Annotated in this window: 11 protein-coding genes; 2 read left to right on the top strand and 9 right to left on the bottom strand. The window is 49.6% G+C overall.

Translation table 11 applies throughout. The features are described from left to right. Positions 1-49: 49 nt before the first annotated feature. Together gltB (K4H25_RS16540) and K4H25_RS16545 are read right to left on the bottom strand one after the other, a co-directional pair. A complete protein-coding gene (gene gltB / locus K4H25_RS16540) occupies positions 50-4,489 on the bottom strand; it encodes a glutamate synthase large subunit (RefSeq protein WP_221021437.1) in 4,440 nt (1,479 codons plus the stop codon). Between the two features lie 262 nt (positions 4,490-4,751). Further along, the gene (locus K4H25_RS16545; RefSeq protein WP_173532474.1) at positions 4,752-5,066 is read right to left on the bottom strand and encodes a hypothetical protein; all 315 of its coding nucleotides are present in this window, start codon (positions 5,064-5,066) and stop codon (positions 4,752-4,754) included. Positions 5,067-5,408: 342 nt separating this feature from the next. Here K4H25_RS16545 and K4H25_RS16550 point away from each other — a divergent pair, with 342 nt between their 5' ends. Further along, complete coding sequence (locus K4H25_RS16550) at positions 5,409-7,067, top strand: hypothetical protein (protein ID WP_221021438.1); 1,659 nt, start codon at positions 5,409-5,411, stop codon at positions 7,065-7,067. A 176-nt stretch (positions 7,068-7,243) separates the two neighbouring features. On the opposite strand, the gene K4H25_RS16555 is transcribed toward K4H25_RS16550, so the two are convergent. Next, positions 7,244-8,707, bottom strand: coding sequence for a glutamate synthase subunit beta (locus K4H25_RS16555; protein WP_221021439.1), 1,464 nt, complete (start codon positions 8,705-8,707; stop codon positions 7,244-7,246). Continuing rightward, positions 8,707-13,371 carry a glutamate synthase large subunit gene (gene gltB, locus K4H25_RS16560; RefSeq protein ID WP_221021440.1) on the bottom strand — a complete coding sequence of 1,555 codons (4,665 nt, stop codon included), beginning with the start codon at positions 13,369-13,371 and terminating at the stop codon, positions 8,707-8,709. Before gltB (K4H25_RS16560) ends, K4H25_RS16555 begins: the two co-directional genes overlap by 1 nt. Positions 13,372-13,710: 339 nt before the next feature. On the opposite strand from gltB (K4H25_RS16560), the gene K4H25_RS16565 reads away from it, so the two are divergent. Next, positions 13,711-14,691: a methyl-accepting chemotaxis protein gene (locus K4H25_RS16565; RefSeq protein ID WP_255587808.1), complete on the top strand. Its 981-nt coding sequence runs from the start codon at positions 13,711-13,713 to the stop codon at positions 14,689-14,691. 41 nt (positions 14,692-14,732) lie between these two features. Here the strand turns inward: K4H25_RS16565 and K4H25_RS16570 are convergent, their stop codons facing one another. The 5 genes from K4H25_RS16570 to K4H25_RS16590 all read right to left on the bottom strand — a co-directional run bounded on the left by K4H25_RS16570 (position 14,733) and on the right by K4H25_RS16590 (position 20,211). Continuing rightward, positions 14,733-15,911 (bottom strand): EAL domain-containing protein, encoded by a 1,179-nt coding sequence (locus tag K4H25_RS16570; RefSeq protein ID WP_221021442.1) that lies wholly within the window; start codon positions 15,909-15,911, stop codon positions 14,733-14,735. Between the two features lie 9 nt (positions 15,912-15,920). Beyond that, on the bottom strand, positions 15,921-16,982 hold the full coding sequence (locus K4H25_RS16575) for a protein-glutamate methylesterase/protein-glutamine glutaminase (protein ID WP_221021443.1): 1,062 nt from the start codon (positions 16,980-16,982) through the stop codon (positions 15,921-15,923). A gap of 182 nt (positions 16,983-17,164) precedes the next feature. Beyond that, positions 17,165-17,971, bottom strand: a complete 807-nt coding sequence (locus K4H25_RS16580) for a CheR family methyltransferase (RefSeq protein WP_221021444.1) — start codon at positions 17,969-17,971, stop codon at positions 17,165-17,167. Further along, entirely contained in the window at positions 17,958-18,554 is a 597-nt protein-coding gene (locus K4H25_RS16585) for a chemotaxis protein CheW (protein ID WP_255587811.1), read from the bottom strand. The genes K4H25_RS16580 and K4H25_RS16585 overlap by 14 nt, the downstream gene beginning before the upstream one ends. Positions 18,555-18,564: 10 nt before the next feature. Next, positions 18,565-20,211: a methyl-accepting chemotaxis protein gene (locus K4H25_RS16590; RefSeq protein ID WP_221021445.1), complete on the bottom strand. Its 1,647-nt coding sequence runs from the start codon at positions 20,209-20,211 to the stop codon at positions 18,565-18,567. Between the last annotated feature and the right edge of the window lie 17 nt (positions 20,212-20,228).

The following is a 20,228-nucleotide window of genomic DNA, read 5'->3' on the forward strand; positions in this document are numbered from 1 at the left end:
TGGGGAGTAAAACCACTCCCTAGTCCCCATTCCCGACTCCCTATCTAAATTAGTCTTTTAGCAATGCGTCGAGCTTGGCCACTTTTGGTTTTACCAACCAGAAGTAATCGACTGCTTCATCAAAGTTCGCCAGCAGTTCAGCGCCCTTGCTCGACCCAGTCAATGCCACGTGGGCAGTGATTTTGTCTTTCAAGAAAGCACGAATCGCGCCGTAGGCTTCACCATTGATCAAGTTGGTATCGATCAGTTCGTTGTTGTAGCGATAAGCAAATTTTTGCTTCGGATCGTAAACCAGAGCAAAACCACCAGTCATACCCGCGCCGAAGTTGTAACCGGTTTCACCGAGTACCACCACGCAGCCGCCAGTCATGTATTCACAACCGTGATCACCAACGCCTTCAATCACCGCTGTCGCACCCGAGTTACGCACCGCGAAACGCTCGCCGGCCATACCCGCAGCAAACAACTCACCACCAGTTGCGCCATACAGACACGTGTTACCGGCAATCACAGCATCGCTCGAAGCAAATTCGCTACCTACAGGTGGATAGATAATTACTTGGCCGCCGTTCATGCCTTTACCCACGTAGTCATTGGCGTCGCCAGCGAGTTCCAACGTCAAACCTTTGGCATTCCACACACCAAATGACTGACCGGCTGAACCATGCAATTTCAAGTGCAAGGTGCCTTCTGGCAGGCCATCTGCGCCGTGTGCTTTGGCGATTTCACCTGACAAGCGCGCACCGATTGAACGATGGATATTGCGTACATCATATTCAAAGCGTTGTGGCGTTTTGGCTTTAATGCCTGCCAGCGCGTCTTTGACCATTTCTTCAGCCAACTCACCCTTGTCAAAACTTGGGTTGCGCTCATCCACGCAGAAACGAGATTCTGAATCTGGCGTGCTGCCTTGGCTCAGCAATGCACCCAGCGCGAGTTTTTGCTGTTTCTCAGTAGCGCCATCGATTAAGCCGAGCATTTCTGTGCGGCCAATCATTTCTTCAAACGTGCGCACGCCCAGCGCCGCCATCAATTCACGCGTTTCTTGCGCGATGAAGGTGAAGTAATTCACCACCATTTCTGGCAAGCCGATAAAGAATTTGCTGCGCAATTTAATTTCTTGTGTTGCCACGCCAGTAGCGCAGTTGTTCAAGTGACAAATACGCAAGTATTTGCAACCCAAAGCCACCATCGGGCCAGTACCGAAGCCGAAACTTTCCGCGCCCATGATCGCGGCTTTCACCACGTCTAGACCGGTTTTCAAACCACCATCGGCTTGCACGCGAACCCGGCCACGCAAACCGTTAGCACGCAATACTTGCTGTGCTTCAGTCAGGCCAAGTTCAAACGGCGAACCAGCGTATTTAACTGAAGCCAGTGGCGAAGCAGCGGTTCCACCGTCATACCCCGAGATGGTGATCAAATCGGCGTAGGCTTTAGCCACACCGGCAGCAATCGTACCCACGCCCGGTTCTGCCACTAATTTGACTGAAACCAAGGCTTCTGGATTGACTTGTTTCAAGTCAAAAATCAGCTGTGCCAAGTCTTCAATCGAATAAATATCGTGATGTGGCGGCGGCGAAATCAAGCTAATGCCTGGCTTGCTGTGACGCAATTTAGCGATCAGCGGCGATACTTTATCGCCTGGCAATTGGCCGCCTTCACCCGGCTTAGCGCCTTGTGCCACTTTAATTTGCAAGACTTCAGCATTCACCAAGTAGTGCGGCGTAACGCCGAAACGACCTGAAGCGACTTGCTTGATTTTCGACATTTTTGACGTGCCGTAGCGCGCTTCGTCTTCACCACCCTCACCCGAGTTCGAGCGAGCGCCAAGGCGATGCATGCCTTCTGCCAATGCTTCGTGCGCTTCTGGGCTTAAGGCGCCCAGCGACATACCGGCCGAGTCAAAACGCTTCACAATCGATGAAATTGGCTCAACTTCGTCGATAGAGATCGATTTGGCGGGGTCAATTTGCAATGCCATTAAGTCGCGCAGCATGGCCACTGGGCGAGTATTCACCAGTGCGGCGTACTTGCTGTATTCCTTATAATCACCGCCTTGCACCGCTTTTTGCAGCTGCATCACCACATCAGGGTTGTAAGCGTGATATTCCTCACCAAACACGTATTTCAGCAAACCACCTTGCGCCAATGGACGCATTGGGTTGAAGGCTAATTTATTGAGTTTGATTTGATCGGCTTCAAAATCAGCGAAGTTAGCGCCAGAAATCCGCGATACCGTGCCGGTTAAGCACAGATCGATCACTTCTTCACCAATCCCTACGCCTTCAAACAATTGCGAACCGCGATACGACGCCACGGTCGAGATACCCATTTTCGACAAGATTTTCATCAAGCCTTTATTGATACCCTTACGGAAATTGTTCGCGGCTTTTTCCAGCGTGCCCTCAACTTGACCCATATCGACCAATTCTTTGATCGTTTGGTAAGCAAGGTAAGGCACTACTGCGGTCGCACCGTAGCCGATCAAACAGGCGAAATGATGCGGATCGCGCGTGGTGGCGGTTTCAACGATGATATTGGTTTTGCAACGTAAACCAGCGTTAATCAAGCCATGATGTACCGCACCGACGGCGAATAAGGCCGGAATTGGCATACGGCCTTTAGCGATATTTTTGTCGGACAATACGATGATCACCGTGCCAGCGTTGACGCTAGCGATAACATCGGCTTGCAGCTTTTCAATTGCCGCTTGCAAGCTCACGCCTTCAAACGTCAATGCAAAATGCGCAGTTTTAAAGTCTGGATCAGTTTGGCTAGTCAATACCGCAAACTTATCAGTCGACAACACTGGCGAAGTCACTTCCATGCGTTTGGCGTGGTCTGGGCCGTCTTCAAACAGATTGCGCTCAGGGCCAAAGCACGTGTTCAGCGACATTACGATCGCTTCACGGATTGGATCGATCGGTGGGTTGGTCACTTGCGCAAATTGTTGGCGCAAGAAGTCATACGGCGAGCGTACTTTTTCTGATAACACCGCCATCGGCGTGTCATCCCCCATCGAACCAATCGCTTCTTGACCGTCGTTCGCCAAGATGCGCAAGATTTGATCACGCTCTTCAAACGTCAACTGGAATTGTTTTTGGTACGTCAGCAAGGCGGCTTTGTCCATCTCTTCGAGAGGACTATTGTCAGCGGCCATTTCCAAATGCTGGGCGTGCTCTTTGAGCCAAGCGCGGTACGGCTGTGCAGTTTTGAGTTTGTTATCGATCACATCTGATTCGATAAACTCGCCCGATTTAAAATCAACCGCAACGATTTGGCCGGGTTTCACGCGGCCTTTTTTCACCACTTCTTCTGGCTTATAGCCCCATACGCCGATTTCTGAGGCGATAGTGATATGGCGATCTTTGGTGATGACATAACGCGCTGGGCGCAAACCGTTACGGTCAAGCGCACAACCAGCGTAGTCGCCTGCCGCCCAAACGATACCGGCCGGGCCATCCCATGGTTCCATGTGCAGCGAGTTGTATTCGTAGAAAGCGCGCAAGTCACGATCATTGGTATCGACGTTTTGCCAAGCTGGTGGCACCATCAAACGGAAGGCACGGAACACATCTACGCCGCCAAGTACCAAGCTTTCCAGCATATTGTCCATACTCATCGAGTCTGAACCGTTGGTTTGCACGATAGGACGAATCGCTTCCATATCCAGCGCATTGCTGTCCATGATCGCTTCGCGAGCACGCGCCCATGCGCGGTTACCTGTTAGCGTATTGATTTCGCCATTGTGCGCGAGGAAACGGAAAGGCTGCGCCAATTTCCATTGTGGCCACGTATTGGTCGAGAAACGTTGATGATACACCGCCATACTCGAAGCAAAACGCTCGTCTTTTAAATCGAGATAAAACACCGGTAGATTTTCTGGTGTTACCAAGCCCTTATATGACATCACATAAGGGTTAAGTGTTGGGATGTAGAAAGCGGCGTCAGCCGTATTGGCTTTTTCTGCCAAGCGACGCGCTTGATACAAACGTCGAGCAAAATCAAGCTCAGACAGCGTAACTGGCGAATTAACAAAGATTTGCTGAATGGTCGGCAAAGAGCGCATTGCCGCTGCGCCAAGCGCATCGAGGTTGACCGGTACGTCGCGAATACCTGCTACTTGCAAGCCTTGGCTTTCAAGCGCTGACACGAGATTGCTGATCGACTTGGCCGATTCAGTTTTATCGAGGCTTGAGAACACCAAGCCAGCAGTGAACTGCTCAGCTAAAGCGTAGCCATTATCCGCAGCAACTGCGCGTAAAAAGCCTTTCGGCAAGCGAAATAGTAAACCACAACCATCGCCCGATTTACCATCTGCAGCCACCGCTCCGCGGTGAGTCAAACAGGCCAGCGAATTGATCGCAGTCGAGACCAGCCAGTGACTCGGCTTATCATCCATTTGTGCAATCAAACCGAAGCCGCAGCTATCTTGCTCGAACTGCGGGCGGTATAACGTGCCCTTCAACCAGCTTTGTCTATCCATCACAGCGGCACCCTTACTAAAGCTCAAGAATCAGTCAAATACATGCTGCTAGGGATTGACCCTAGTCAAGCAAAGGGGCTTGATTCTAGCGATAAAGGGGGCTCAAAGCAACTCAAAGCCATAAAAGCACGGCAATCGGGGGAAACCCCAAGAAAGGGGCATATTGGGAGGTGAAGATTGACGAAAATACTTAATAAATCAGTCAGTTTGCGCAAAACATTCATTCAGAATTCTTCACGCAAACGAACTCAATTTGCCGATTTTAGCGGCGTTTTGATAGCTCACTACGCTCAATCGCAATGGCGATCAAATAATGGATAATATCGCGGTCATGACCGATTTTTTCGATGCATGCGGCGCGCAAACGATCGACTAAATATTGCTCAGGCGAATCAATCACGCGAGCAAATCGATTGTATTTAAACTGCGAATTACCGACGATCTCTTCCAAAACGTCTAAACGCTCAGGTTGATTATTGCGTAAGCGATACATTTTGCTTTTGGCTAACACTTTACGCTCATGATTGGGCCGTAAAATCACATGCCAATTGCTCGGCTCGTTTTGAACTTCTTCCATTTGGTCTCATCCCTACTTAAGCCAGTAGCCGACAGCAGCGTCGACAACACCAGCGTGATCATTTCCGCCCGCCACAAACAGTGTAGGCAAAAATATGAATGCTTCGATTATACGACCAATTGGCAATGCCGAAAGATAATCCGTCTTGAACGACCAATACTCTGCAGCCAGAACCTCTAACTGATGCGCTCGGATGCGCCGCAACATAGTGACAAAATACCCTCAAGTAGCATAAAAAACTTTAAATATAATCAAATTCTAATATAACATGCTGAAATATATTCAAACCTTACACATTCATTTTCTTCCTCTTCACGACCATCTAAAGCGAGCTAGCAGCAGTTGAACCGTTCCCTATATACCCCGATTTTATTAGGCTTTCTAACCGCTTGTGGCGGCACTGAATCACCAAACCCAGAGCAACCCGGTATTGGCGTCAACCCAATACCCAGCTTAGCCCCCGTACCGAGCGCCTCTCCAATACCGAGTGCTTCTCCAGCGCCTAGCTTGCCACCGGTAGCCACACTGCCGACCACACCCTGTAACGATGGTAGTTGCCTTGAGGATGACCTTTTTACCAACCAGCAAGAAGATCTATTACTTAATGATTTCTCGTTTCGCAAACGCCTCATTCAAGAAAACATGATTCCCTATCTGGATCTGGACGATCCGCGAGTCATTGATTATATTCGCGAGCCGACTACTTCTTATAACAATGCTTCTGCCAAAGGCAATGACCAAGCCAGTACCAAAAAAGAAGATCTAGTTCGCTGGTACCGAGATATCCGGCATGGGATTGCTGATAATCCGTTCCGAGAATTTGATGGTGGCGCTATTTTCAAACACCCTCCGGTATTTGCAAGCCAAGCCCCCTTCAATACGGCCGACCATGATGTTGGCGTCTATAAGCGGGAGTTTCTGGAAAATCGTTTAGATTTTTATAATTTCTTTCGTGCGCTGTATGGTGCTCAGCGCTCGTATATCTCCAACTATAAACAAACGACCACCCAAGCTGGCGCATGGCTTGGCCGTCAAGTGGTACCCGAAGGAGGCAGCGGCCATTATCCAAGTTGGACCATCGCCAATGAAAAATACGGCATCAAGAAAGCCACCTTTGAGGCGGGCTACCATAGTCGCTCCAGTGCCAATATCCAAGTTGGGGGTACCGGTGGTGACCAGAGTAATTTGAACCACTTTATGAGTAATGAGCGCTTATCTGCTATTTGGAATGAGGGCGAATGGGATAGTATGGCCGCCCTCGGGCATCGCCATGTGTTCTTAGATGAATCCAGCAAGGACATTGGCTTTGGGGTGTACAACTGGTCCTTAGTTTGGACCGTGTGGGGCAGTAATCCAGAAAAAAACTGGGGCTGGAATAGCCTAACGGAGAAAGCTTACTACACTAAATATCCTGCCGCGACAGCGCAACAAGGGGTTGAAATGTGGCACTCGCATGGCTACTACCCATTCTTTGCGACCTCATGGACCAACCAATCAATTAATGCCAAATTATTACCCGCCTATATCACGCCACTCACACCAGGTGAGCAAGTCAAACTTAAAATTGAACTGTTTCACAGCCAAAAAGACGGCGATTTATCGGTCGGCAGCCCGATTCTGGGTGCCCCTGTACTCGGCTTTGAACTCTCAGATATTCAAGGCACAGGCGCTGATCAAGGTGGAGAATCGCCCGTTGGCGCCTCTGTTTCCGGCGGCAAAGATTGGGTCGGCGCATTGCCAACTCATCCGTTTGGTGGTCGATGGCACTTCACAGCCCCGAAGGCCAACCAGCTACAATTTCGCATGCCAGAAAAAATGTGGCAAACCATCACTGATGGCTTTAACAAGGCCGCACCCGAGCAAAAAAACTACTACACCGTACGCTATACATTCACCACCAACGGTAATGGCTTAAAGATTGTGAAGCCGTTTTATATGAACCAAACGATTGGTGCGCAATTAATATTGCAAACCACTTATTTTGATATGAGCCGCGAATAGTACAAGCCATGGTAAATACCAGCCCAAAGCCAGCGATTACTGCTTTTGGGCTAGTAAGGCTAAAAGTCAGTCAATCAACAGCATGTGTATAAAAACAAAAAAGCCAGCATATGCTGGCTTTTTTCAATGTATTGACCTGTAGACCATAATTAAAAAGCACTACCGGCCAATACCTATCAACGAGGCAGGACTGTTTTGCCCATCAAAAATTGATCGACTTCACGTGCGGCTTGGCGGCCTTCGCGGATGGCCCACACAATTAACGATTGACCACGGCGCATATCACCCGCGGCAAACACTTTAGCGACATTGGTTTGATAGCAAGCATTGCCCTCAGTGCTGGCTTTGGCATTGCCACGCGCATCTTTCTCAACGCCAAAAGCGTCAAGGATGCTGGCAACGGGATGGGTAAAGCCCATAGCCAAGAATACCAAATCGGCTGGCAGTTCAAATTCACTGCCAGCAATCGGGGTCGGTTTGCCATCTTGCCATGCTAAACGCACCAACTGCACCGCTTTGAGTACGCCATTTTCACCGATAAACGCTTGCGTTTGCACCGCGAAATCGCGGTCAGCACCTTCTTCATGACTGCTTGAAGTGCGCATTTTGACCGGCCAATATGGCCAAACCAGCGGTTTGTTTTCTTGCTCTGGCGGTTGCGGCATTAATTCAAGTTGCGTCACGCTCGCTGCGCCATGACGGTTACTCGTCCCAACGCAGTCAGAACCGGTATCGCCACCCCCAATCACCACGACGTGTTTACCCGCCGCATGGATAGGATTGGCAGCACCGCCGGCCACTTGTTTGTTTTGCGCAATCAGTAATTCCAAAGCGTAATGCACGCCTTTTAGCTCGCGCCCCGCTACGGGTAAATCACGCGGCACTTCTGCGCCACCGGCCAAAATCACCGCATCAAACTGAGCATCAAGCTCTGCAGGGGTGATCACCGTTTGCGCATCGCAAACGATACCAGCAGGTATATCTTTAGAACCAATAATGGTATTGGTCTTAAACAAAATACCCTCGGCTTTTAATTGCGCCAAACGACGATCAATCACCGATTGCTCTAATTTAAAATCAGGAATGCCGTAGCGCAATAAACCACCCACAGCGGCGTTTTTTTCAAACACCGTCACCGCGTGTCCCGCGCGTGCTAATTGCTGTGCGGCGGCTAAGCCCGCGGGGCCAGAGCCAACGACGGCGACTTTTTTACCGGTTTTAACCGTGGCGATTTGCGGTAGCACCCAGCCGTTTTCCCAGCCTTTATCAATGATCGAGCGCTCGATGGATTTAATCCCGACCGGATCATCATTAATGCCCAGCGTACAGGCCGCTTCGCACGGCGCAGGGCACACACGGCCAGTAAACTCCGGAAAATTATTGGTTGAATGCAACACATCCAAGGCCGTTTTCCAGTCTTGGTGGTACACCAAATCGTTAAAATCAGGGATCACATTGTTGACTGGGCAACCGTTATTACAAAACGGAATGCCGCAGTCCATGCAGCGTGCGCCTTGCAATTTGGCTTTGTCATCGCTTAATGCTGGAACAAATTCCCGATAATGCGTTAGGCGCTGGGCCACCGGCTCGTAACTGTCTTTAACGCGTTCAATTTCTAAAAATCCAGTTGGCTTGCCCATTATGCAATCTCCTTCACTGCGGCTGCGGCATTCACATTCGCTGCGGCCATTTCGTTTAATGCCCGGCGATATTCATTCGGAAACACTTTCACAAACGCCGCACGGCTCACTGGCCAATCTTGCAGCAACTGGCTGGCACGAGCGCTGCCGCTTAACTCAGCGTGGCGAGCGATCAAAGCTTTGAGCTGGGTTTCATCGGCAAGGTCATTGTGCAACGGTGCGGCTTGTTCCGCTGCGGGTAGCACACGCTCTAGCGCGACTTGCGCCATATTGCAGCGCCCAGCAAACACGCCGTCTGGATCATAAACATACGCTATGCCACCCGACATCCCGGCGGCAAAATTGCGCCCAGTTTGCCCCAGAACAACGACGGTACCACCGGTCATGTATTCACAACCATGGTCGCCCAAGCCTTCAACCACCGCCGTGGCACCGGAATTACGCACGGCAAACCGCTCGCCACCGACACCGGCAAAGAAGGCTTCACCGGCAATCGCGCCAAATAGTACGGTATTGCCAACGATGATGTTTTCCCAGGTTTTGCCGCTAAATGCTGCATTTGGACGAATCACAATCCGCCCGCCCGACAAGCCTTTACCGACATAATCATTACCTTCACCGGTTAAGGTGATGGTGATGCCGCGCGCCAAGAAGGCGGCAAAACTTTGCCCAGCAGTGCCGTGTAGCGCCACTTGCAGCGTGTCTTCCGGCAAGCCCGCGTGGCCATAACGACGTGCCACTTCACCCGAGAGCATTGCGCCGACGGTGCGGTTAATGTTTTTCACGGCGAGACTAATTTGGGTCACTTCACCGCGTTCCAGCGCTGGAGCCGCTTGCGCCAATAATTGATTGTCGAGCGCTTTGTTTAGGCCATGATCTTGTACTTCGGCGTGCAAACGAGAGACTTCTGGCCCGGCTTTGGGCTGGTAGAAAATCTTGCTAAAGTCCAGACCCTTGGTCTTCCAATGGTCTACCCCTGCTTGTTTATCGAGTAAATCAGAACGGCCAATCAATTCATCTATGGTGCGAACGCCCATTTCGGCCATGATTTGGCGCGCCTCTTCGGCAACGAAGAAGAAGTAATTCACCACATGCTCAGGCTGACCCGAAAAACGCTGACGCAGCACTGGATCTTGCGTCGCCACGCCGACTGGGCAAGTGTTCAGATGGCATTTGCGCATCATGATGCAGCCCTCCACCACCAACGGCGCTGTGGCAAAACCGAATTCATCCGCACCGAGCAAAGCACCAATCACCACGTCGCGACCGGTTTTCATTTGGCCGTCAACCTGCACCCGAACTCGACCGCGTAGCTTATTGAGCACCAGCGTTTGCTGGGTTTCAGCCAGTCCCAATTCCCACGGACCACCCGCATGCTTGATCGACGATTGCGGTGAAGCACCGGTACCGCCGTCATGACCGGCAATCACCAAGTGGTCGGCTTTGGCTTTAGTCACCCCTGCCGCCACGGTGCCCACGCCCACTTCTGCGACCAATTTCACCGAAATCGACGCCACTGGGTTGACGTTTTTCAAATCGTGAATCAGCTGCGCCAAATCTTCGATCGAATAAATATCATGATGCGGCGGTGGCGAAATCAAACCCACGCCCGGCACTGAATGGCGCAATTTACCGATGTATTCCGAAACCTTATGGCCCGGAAGTTGACCGCCTTCACCAGGCTTGGCGCCTTGCGCCATTTTGATCTGAATTTGATCGGCGTTCACCAAGTATTCCGTGGTGACACCAAAACGGCCCGATGCTACCTGCTTAATGGCGGATCTCAGGCTATCGCCTTCTTTAAACGTGTAATCACGCTCGATGCGGCTCTTACCAATCACTTCAGACAGCGTTTGACCCGCTTTTAGCGCTCCAAATCGCGCCGCGTCTTCGCCACCTTCACCGGTATTGGATTTGCCGCCAATGCGGTTCATTGCAATTGCCAACGTTGAATGCGCTTCAGTCGAAATCGAACCCAGCGACATCGCGCCGGTGGCAAAACGTTTCACGATTTCTGCTGCCGATTCAACTTCTGCCAAAGGCACAGGCGCGCCTGCTGGTTTAATCTCAAACAGGCCACGTAGCGTCAGGTGACGCTTACTTTGGTCGTTAATCAGCGCGGCGTATTCTTTGTACGTTGAATACGAGTTGCTGCGTGTTGCGTGCTGCAATTTGGCAATCGAATCGGGCGTCCACAAATGGTCTTCACCGCGAATCCTAAAGGCATATTCGCCACCAGCATCGAGCTGATTGGCGAGCACCGGATCAGTACCAAATGCCGAGGTATGTAGCCGCACAGCCTCTTCAGCAATGTCAAACAGGCCAATACCCTCAACATTACTTGCCGTGCCGGTAAAGTATTTTTTCACCACTGATTTTTGCAAACCAATCGCTTCAAAAATCTGCGCGCCGGTGTACGACATATACGTTGAGATGCCCATTTTCGACATCACTTTCATCAAGCCCTTACCCACAGCTTTGATAAAGTTTTTCTGATATTTCGCTGCCAGTTCTGCGTCGCCGCCATTGGCATACGCCAAATCCGCCAGCGTCGCCAAGGTCAAATACGGATACACCGCTTCTGCGCCATAGCCGCCGAGCAAGGCGATATGGTGCGTTTCCCGCGCTGAGCCGGTTTCAACCACCAAACCAGTGCTGGTGCGCAGACCGCGCTTCACCAAGTGCTGATGAATCGCCGAGGTGGCCAGCAAGGCCGGAATCGCCACGTGCGTGGCATCCATCGCCCGATCAGAAACGATCAGAATATTGGCGCCTGATTTAACGGCGTCTTCTGCTTCGGCGACCAAAGACGCCAAGCGCGCTTCAACGCCTTCTTTACCCCAAGCAACGGGGTAGCAGATATCGAGTTGATGCGAATAAAACTTACCGCCAGTGTATTGGCCGATATTGCGGATTTTTTCAAACTGCGCGCTCGACAATACCGGTTGCGCAACTTCCAGACGAATCGGTGGATTGATGTCGGTGGTGCCAAGTAGATTCGGTTTCGGGCCGATAAACGACACCAAAGACATCACCATTTCTTCACGAATCGGATCGATCGGTGGATTGGTCACTTGAGCAAATAATTGCTTGAAGTAGTGATACAGCGGCTTGTTTTTGCGCGACAACACCGTGAGCGCAGCGTCATTGCCCATTGAGCCCGTTGGTTCTTCACCAGCTTTGGCCATCGGCTCCAAAATGAACTTGAGGTCTTCTTGCGTGTAACCAAAGGCTTGCTGTTGATCGAGCAGCGAGTGGGCATCAGGCAGTGGGAAACTCACCTCGCCATCGTCGCCTTCGATGTCATCGAGCTTAATGCGGATTTTTTCAATCCATTCGCGATATGGCTTGGCGTTGGCGAGGCTGTCTTTCAGCTCTTTATCATCGATAATCCGGCCTTGCTCTAAGTCGATCAAGAACATCTTGCCTGGCTGCAAACGCCATTTTTTATTAATGCGCTCTTCACTAATCGGCAACACACCCGATTCAGACGCCATCACCACCAAATCATCGTTGGTGACTAAATAACGTGCAGGACGCAGGCCGTTACGATCGAGCGTTGCGCCGATTTGGCGACCGTCGGTAAACGCCACTGCGGCAGGGCCATCCCAAGGTTCCATCATCGCGGCGTGATATTCGTAGAAGGCGCGGCGATTTTCATCCATTTCGCCGTTACGTTCCCAAGCTTCAGGAATCATCATCATCATCGCTTGCGCTAGCGAATAACCGCCCATCACCAAGAGTTCGAGCGCATTATCAAACGATGCCGAATCCGATTGCCCTGGATAAATCAGCGGCCAGATTTTATCGATGTCTTTACCCAGCACCGGCGAGCTAATGGCTTTTTCACGCGCGCGAATCCAGTTCACATTGCCACGCAAAGTGTTGATTTCGCCGTTATGCGCGATATAACGGAATGGATGGGCTAAATCCCAAGTTGGGAAGGTATTGGTCGAGAAACGTTGATGCACTAAGGCTAGTGCCGAGATACAGGCGGGATCTTGCAAATCTAGGTAATACTCGCCCACTTGGTCAGCGAGCAATAAACCTTTGTAATTGATAGTTCGAGCGGAACACGACGGAATGTAATACTCGCCACCGTATTTAAGCTTTAAAGCGCGAATGGCATGGCTGGCACGTTTGCGAATGATATACAGTTTGCGCTCTAGCGCATCGGTCACCAAAACATCATTGCCACGACCAATAAAGAGTTGGCGAATCACCGGCTCGGTGGCGCGAATCAATGGCGACATCGGCATGTCGTGGTTAACGGGGACATCACGCCAACCCAACACCACTTGTTTTTCGGCGCGAACCGCGCGCTCGATTTCTTCTTCACAGGCGGCGCGGGCTGCAGCTTCTTGTGGCAAGAAGCACATGGCTACACCGTAATCGCCCATTGGCGGTAAAACAATACCCTGGGTGAGTGTCACCTTGCGAAATAGCGCATCAGGGATCTGGATCAATATACCTGCACCATCCCCCGCTAAAGCATCCGCACCCACTGCGCCGCGATGGTCAATATTTTTTAGAATGAGCAAACCTTGCTCAATAATATGATGGCTTTTTTGGCCTTTGATGTGAGCAACAAAACCCACGCCGCAAGCGTCATGTTCATTGGCGGGGTCGTACATCCCCTGCTCGTTAGGAAATGCCATGTCCATTCGTCTATTCCTATGCAATATCAATGTCTGAGTAGCAGACTTCACCACATCGTTTAACCGACTTCATCAAGAAAAAATCGCCCAATGGATAAGTGTGCCAGAATAATTTGCTGCTGAAAAAATAAAAACAATAAACTTAAGCAAAGTCAGGCGAAACACCACTAGCCGAAGCGACATTTATCTTCTATGACAGACCAACAGCCTACATAAAGATTACGAAAAATGTCCACAAAAACCGCTTATTTACTTGCAATTGCAATAATAAATTGCATAATCAGCAGCCTGATTGCCTCAGTTTGGTGGCAAGGTCTATTGCTTGGTGGGCTAATAGGCGGCGCATTGCTCATTAACCAGCAGCAAAATCACGCGCAACAACGCATTCAAGAGGCGCAGCCGCCCCCATCGGTTCACAATGAATTGCCTTTATTATTGGTGGATTTACTGCCGCTTTGGCATCGCAATTTAGGCTTGGCGCGCGATCAAAGCCAAGAGGCGGTGGATAAATTAGCAGCGCATTTTTCCGATATTATCGATAGTTTGGGGGGCACGATTCGCTTGGCTTCGGATGATGCACATGGCGGTAATGTCATTGCCACCATCCATCGCTCTGAGGCGCAACTGAATAATATTGTCAAAGCACTCGAGCAAGTGCTCAAAGATCGCGCCTCGCTCTTGGTTGAGCTAGAAGGCCTGGGGCAATTTAATACTGAACTCAAACAAATGGCGACTTCAGTGGCTGAAATCGCTGGGCAAACTAATTTATTGGCACTCAATGCAGCGATTGAAGCCGCGCGCGCTGGTGAAGCGGGTCGGGGTTTTGCGGTGGTGGCCGATGAGGTCCGTAAATTGTCAACACTCTCTGGCGAAACCGGTCAGCATATTCGCAACAAAGTCGAATCGATCAATGCCACGATAGAAGGTGCTTTAGCGGCAGCCAAAAACCTATCTATCACTGAAGCCTGCATGATCGGAGAGTCAAAAAATATTATTGATGATGTCGTACTCAGCTTTCATCAAACGGCAGATCAACTCAATCAAACCGTGCAACAACTCAATACTGAAAGCCAAGCGGTCGCGCAAGAAATCCACGAAGTCTTGGTGCACTTACAATACCAAGATCGAATGGGGCAAATCATGGGGCATGTGCAAGGCGATATGGATAAATTACAACAGCTACTGGCCAAACAAAGCCCAATACCTGCGCAAAGTCAGTGGTTGAACGAGCTAGAATCGAGCTACACCACCCATGAGCAAAAAACGATACACTCGGGCAAATCGCAGCAAAGTGCTACACGCAGCGCCGGAATTGATTTCTTTTAAAACCACGGCTTGATCCGTTAAAAAATGGATCAAACCGTGGATCAAACTTTGCCACTGAGCGCCGCCTGTTTACTCCAATTGGGTACTTCATCAGCGCTAATTAACTCGCCAATCAATGCGCCCGAAACATAATCACAAGCGGCATTTTCTAATCGTTGTAATTGCGCTGCCGTCGTGACATTACTGGCATAGGTTTTCAGCGATAAATCATGCGCCAGTTGAATACTGTATTTCAGCAATAATTGACTCAAATCTTGATGCTGTGCGCGCTCAATCAAACCGGTGGATAAATGAAACTCGCTCAATGGCAGCTGGCCCTGTTCTTCGAGCCAAGTAAAGCCTTGCCCACGATCGACATACGCAATACCCACTTCTTTGATCCTAAGTTGCAATAAAGTATTCAGAATACTCGCCGCATCGTCGCGCCCTACCCAGCAAGCCACTTCTAATACCACTGAGTTTGCTGGCAGTTGTAATGCATCTAAATCGCCTAAAAACGTCGGTGCCATCGTATAAGCGGTAAAGGTCGCAAAAGGCAAAGGAATATTCATTACCAAGCGTAATCCATGCCGCTGCCACGATGCCAAATCATTGAGTGCCTGAGTCATAAAACTATGCGCCAGCGCGGTAAATTGCGGCAAGGCATACAATTGCTCAATCAATGCATCGCGATTTTGCCCAGGAAAAACGCTCTCATCCCACGTTGGCACCAAACGCAGCCCTTGTAGCATTCGGCTATGTAAATCAATCCGTGGTTGGTAAGCAAAACCAATTAAACCGGCATTCATTGCCGCAATTAAATCGCCAGGTAAAACCGCACTCAAGGCGGTGTTGGTCCGCGGAGAAAATCCACTTAATGCTGCGCGTAATAAATCGGCAGTCAATGGCTTTTGTACTGAGCCCACAATATGCAGACCATCACTACGCCCTAAAGAAACCACAGAAGACAGCAATACGGTTTCTCTTGAGCTCACCACTAAAATACCGGCTTGCTGACGGCTACGCCCCAACTCTTTGAGTAAACCAATGCCATTCACGCCCGGCATTTCTAAGTCGAGCAAGATTAAATCAGGCTTTAGCGTCGGCGCTTTTAATTGCAATAAAGCATTCAGGCCATCGTCAGCCGTGGCAATCACCTCCAACTCCAGCTCTCGGCACAAATTAACAGCGTGTCTTCGCTGTACCGAAGAATCATCCACCACCATCACTGTTGTTGACACAATGACTCCTTAAGCGCCGATCACGCTAGAAATTCTCGACAATGGCAGCACCTCATCGGCCGCCCCCAATTTAATCGCTTCTTTAGGCATACCAAAAACTACGCAGCTGGTTTCATCTTGGGCGTATGTTCTCCCGCCTGCCTCTTGCATTTCTTTTAAGCCCTTTGCGCCATCATCCCCCATCCCCGTCATAATCACGCCAATGGCATTGCGGCCGGCAAATTTAGCGCCCGAACGAAATAACACATCCACCGAAGGGCAATGTCGACTCACTAATGGACCATCAACGACATCCACCAGATACTGAGCGCCACTGCGCTTAATCATCAAATGCTTGCCGCCAGGCGCGATCAACGCCAAACCCGGCAATAAGCGATCACCATGCTTGGCTTCGCGCACATCGATATCGCACAGCTGATCTAAACGCTTGGCAAATGATTCAGTAAAATTAGGTGGCATATGCTGAACAATCGCAATCGGTGGGCAGGTGCGGGATAATTTTTTTAGCACCTCCTCCAAAGCCTGCGTTCCTCCGGTTGAAGCGCCCAGCAACACAATACGCTCCGTCGTTTGAATCATCGCCCCCTGAGTCGGCGGCGCAATCACCACATCAGCTGACAATTTTGGACGAACCACAATCGCCGGCGTGTCGGGTTTGGGTTTTAGCAACGACACTTTGGCCCTGGCTGCGGCACGAACGGCACTGACCAAACTAGCGGCATCATCCAGTAGCGCTTGCTTTACCCCTAAACTGGATTTGGCCAAAACCTGCACCGCCCCAGCGCGCAAGGCCTCAATCGCAGTGGCCGATCCTTGCGTGGTGAGCGAGGATAAAACCACCACCGCAGTTGGATGCTCACTCATCAGTTGCTTCAAAAAAGTAATTCCGTCCATGCGAGGCATTTCAACATCCAGCACCAATACATCTGGCCAATCTTTTTTCATTTTTTCCAGCGCATAAACAGGATCAGGCGCGGAATCAACCACGCGAATATCTACAGTTGCATTTAAAACTGCACTGACCACCTGACGAATTACTGCCGAATCATCAACGACCATGACCTTAATCATATTTTTATCCGATAAATATCATAGCAGTTAGTTTTTTTATTACTGCTGTATGTTTAGGGCTAGAATTTGAAAAACTAGAATCAAAAAAAGCAATTTCCAATCAAAAATCGCATACGGGATACGGTATAAACACTCAAACAGCAGACTATCAATACTCCTGCAGATACAGGTAAAAATTTTAATTACCCCAGCGATTTATATTGATAAACTCCAGGTTGAATTAATTTCAAACCATCATTTAAACCATACAAACTTTCAGAATGACTAACTAATAAAAATGCATTGTTTTTTAATTTTTTAAGCACTCGATTTAATATATCCTGCTTACCATCACCATCAAAATAAATCAGTAAATTTCTTAAAAAAATAAAATCAAACAAGCCAATTTCTGGCAATGGTGCGGCCAAATTAATTTGTCTAAATCCAACTTTTTTTCTCAGTACTGGCGCAATCAATAATGAGCCATCTTGCTTGCCGACGCCTTTAAGGCAATATTTGCGCATCAATGTGCTAGGGATGCCATCAGCGCGAGTGAGCGAATAATGCGCGGCTTTGGCTTGCGCAATCACCCGCAAACTAATATCACTTCCGAGTACATGCCAATCGGCTTGCTCACCGAGCTGATGCGCCAAAATCATCGCGATGCTCCAGATTTCTTCCCCAGTTGATGAGGCAGCGCTCCATACATTGAGCGATCGATTTTTAGGCCATGCCGCCACTTCATGCTGCATCCAATCAAAGTGCTTGCGCTCGCGAAAGAAAAAAGTCTCGTGTGTGGTCAATAAATCTACCGCAATGGCTTGCTCTTGCACTTCGTCTGGATCTTGTAACATCCGCAAATACGCTTCGTACGTACTCACTTGCCTTGCGGTTAAACGATTCAATAAGCGCTGCTGCAATAATGTTTTTTTACTCTCGGGCATATGCATGCCCGATTGCTCGCGCATCCACGCGCTAAAGCGAGCAAAAGTGGCATCATTTAATTGCATGAAGCTCTTCATGAGAATGGCTCTCATCCATTTTTGGCGTTTCCCCATCATGCTCAATGCCTGCCAAAATGGACATTTCCTCAACCGACAATACGCGCGAAATATCCAGCAATACGATAAAGCGATTATCCACACACGCCATGCCGGAAATAAATTCAGTGCGTAATTTACTGCCAAACTGCGGCGCTCTTTCAATAGCATCCAGCGCAATGGTTAAGACTTCATGGACCGCATCGACCAAAACGCCAATCAATTGCGCCGCGTCGGTTTCAGGATCTAAAACTTCAACAATCACCACGCAAGTACGCCGGCCCAGCTCGGTACGGGCCCGGCCAAAACGCAAAGCTAAATCCGTTACCGGCACCACCGCCCCGCGCAAATTCATCACCCCGCGCAAAAAATCCGGCATCATCGGCACTTCAGTTAAATATTCGTACTCTAAAATCTCGCGAATCGAGCGAATACCAATCGCAAATGTTTCCCCCCCCAGTTGAAATGAAAGATATTGCTCGGTGCTTTGCATTTGGACTTCTGCATCACTTTTACCGACCATTTTGTTCATTAATGCGAGCGCCCCCATCATTCATCTCCTCTCAAAAATGGACAAAATCATTTTCATCTAAACCCGATGATTGGGTGGCGTGCTGCGCCTGTGATGGTTTTTTACCCATGCCTTTACCCGATGGCACATGGCTGCGGCGGTGGCTGTTGCTATCGATTTTGAAAAATGCCATCACATCTTGTAGATTGCCCGCTTGCGAGCTGACTTCTTCAGCCGTAGCGGCCAGCTCTTCACTGGCAGAAGCATTGGATTGCGTCGAGCAATTAATTTGCTGAACCGCGCTATTGATTTGCCCTACGCCACTGGCTTGTTCATTGGCGGCGGCGGCGATTTCTTGCACTAAATCGGCGGTTTTAGTACTTGAGCGCACCATTTCATCGAGCAAACTACCGGCGCGCTCAGCCAAAGCGACGCTATTGCTGGCTACTGAGCTAATTTCTTGCGCTGCAACTTGACTACGTTCGGCCAATTTACGCACCTCAGCAGCCACCACCGCAAAGCCTTTGCCATGCTCACCGGCACGCGCAGCTTCAATTGCAGCATTAAGGGCCAATAGATTAGTTTTGTACGCAATATCATCGACGATGCGAATGCGTTCGGCGATTTTACGCATCGCTTCAACCGTTTCGCGCACCGCAGAGCCGCCCTCAGATGCCTCACGCGACGCTTTAGTGGCAATACTTTCAGTTAAGCGGGCGTTTTCATTGGTTTGATTAATCGAAGACGTCATTTCTTCAATCGATGATGAGGTTTCCTCAATACTGGCAGCCGACTCACTCGACGATTGCGACAGGCTTTGTGAGGTACTCGATAGCTGCATTGAAGCGGCAGACATATTGTCGGTATTGCTTTTTACTTCAACAATAATGCCGCGCAAACGCTCAACCATGGTTCGAATACCATACGCCAAACTGCTTTTATCATTATCACGCACTGCAACATCAATCATTAAATTGCCTTTTGATAATTCAAACATCAGCGCTTGCACATAATACGGCTCGCCACCCAAGGCGCGGGTAATCGAGCGAATAATCAACCAGCTAATCGCAATTGACAATAACAGGGCAATCAAAGCCACCGACATCAATAACCACTTGGTTTTGTCGACACTCTCAGCCGCGTTTTTACCGCCAATCTGACTTAAGCGCGTTTGCTCGTCGCCCAAATCACGCACCACTTGCAATAAATTGCTCATTGGAATGATGACTTGCGTTAAGACTACTTTTGCTTCATCGGCTTTATTGGCCAAACCTAACATTAGAACTTTATCTGCCAACTCAAACGCTGGCGGAACCAGCGCTTTGATTTGATTTTGCACCTCAATTTCTTTGCGCGAATTTTGGCCGTCGTGTTCTTCCATTGATTTATTAAATGCCGCTTGCGTTTCTAAAAATGCTTTTTTCGCCGCTTGGTATTTTTCTTCAATGCCTTTGAGCTTAGTTTCATCTTCTTCGATCACCGCTTGCCGATAAAGCACGCGTATTTCTTGCAGCTGATCCACCATCAAGCCATACAAATCATTGCGAGCAAATTTAACTTTAACAATATCCTCAAGCTCGTGATTAATTTGTACCAAACCCTGCACCGCCACCGCAACACAGATCAGCAGCATCACCACCAGCGCGCCAAAGCCCAGCCCTAGCCGCATTGCAATGCTCATATTTTTAGTTGAATTCATCGCTTTCTCCTTGGTTC

Origin of the sequence: Deefgea piscis (assembly GCF_019665785.1) — a bacterium.
Classification (GTDB): Bacteria; Pseudomonadota; Gammaproteobacteria; order Burkholderiales; family Chitinibacteraceae; genus Deefgea.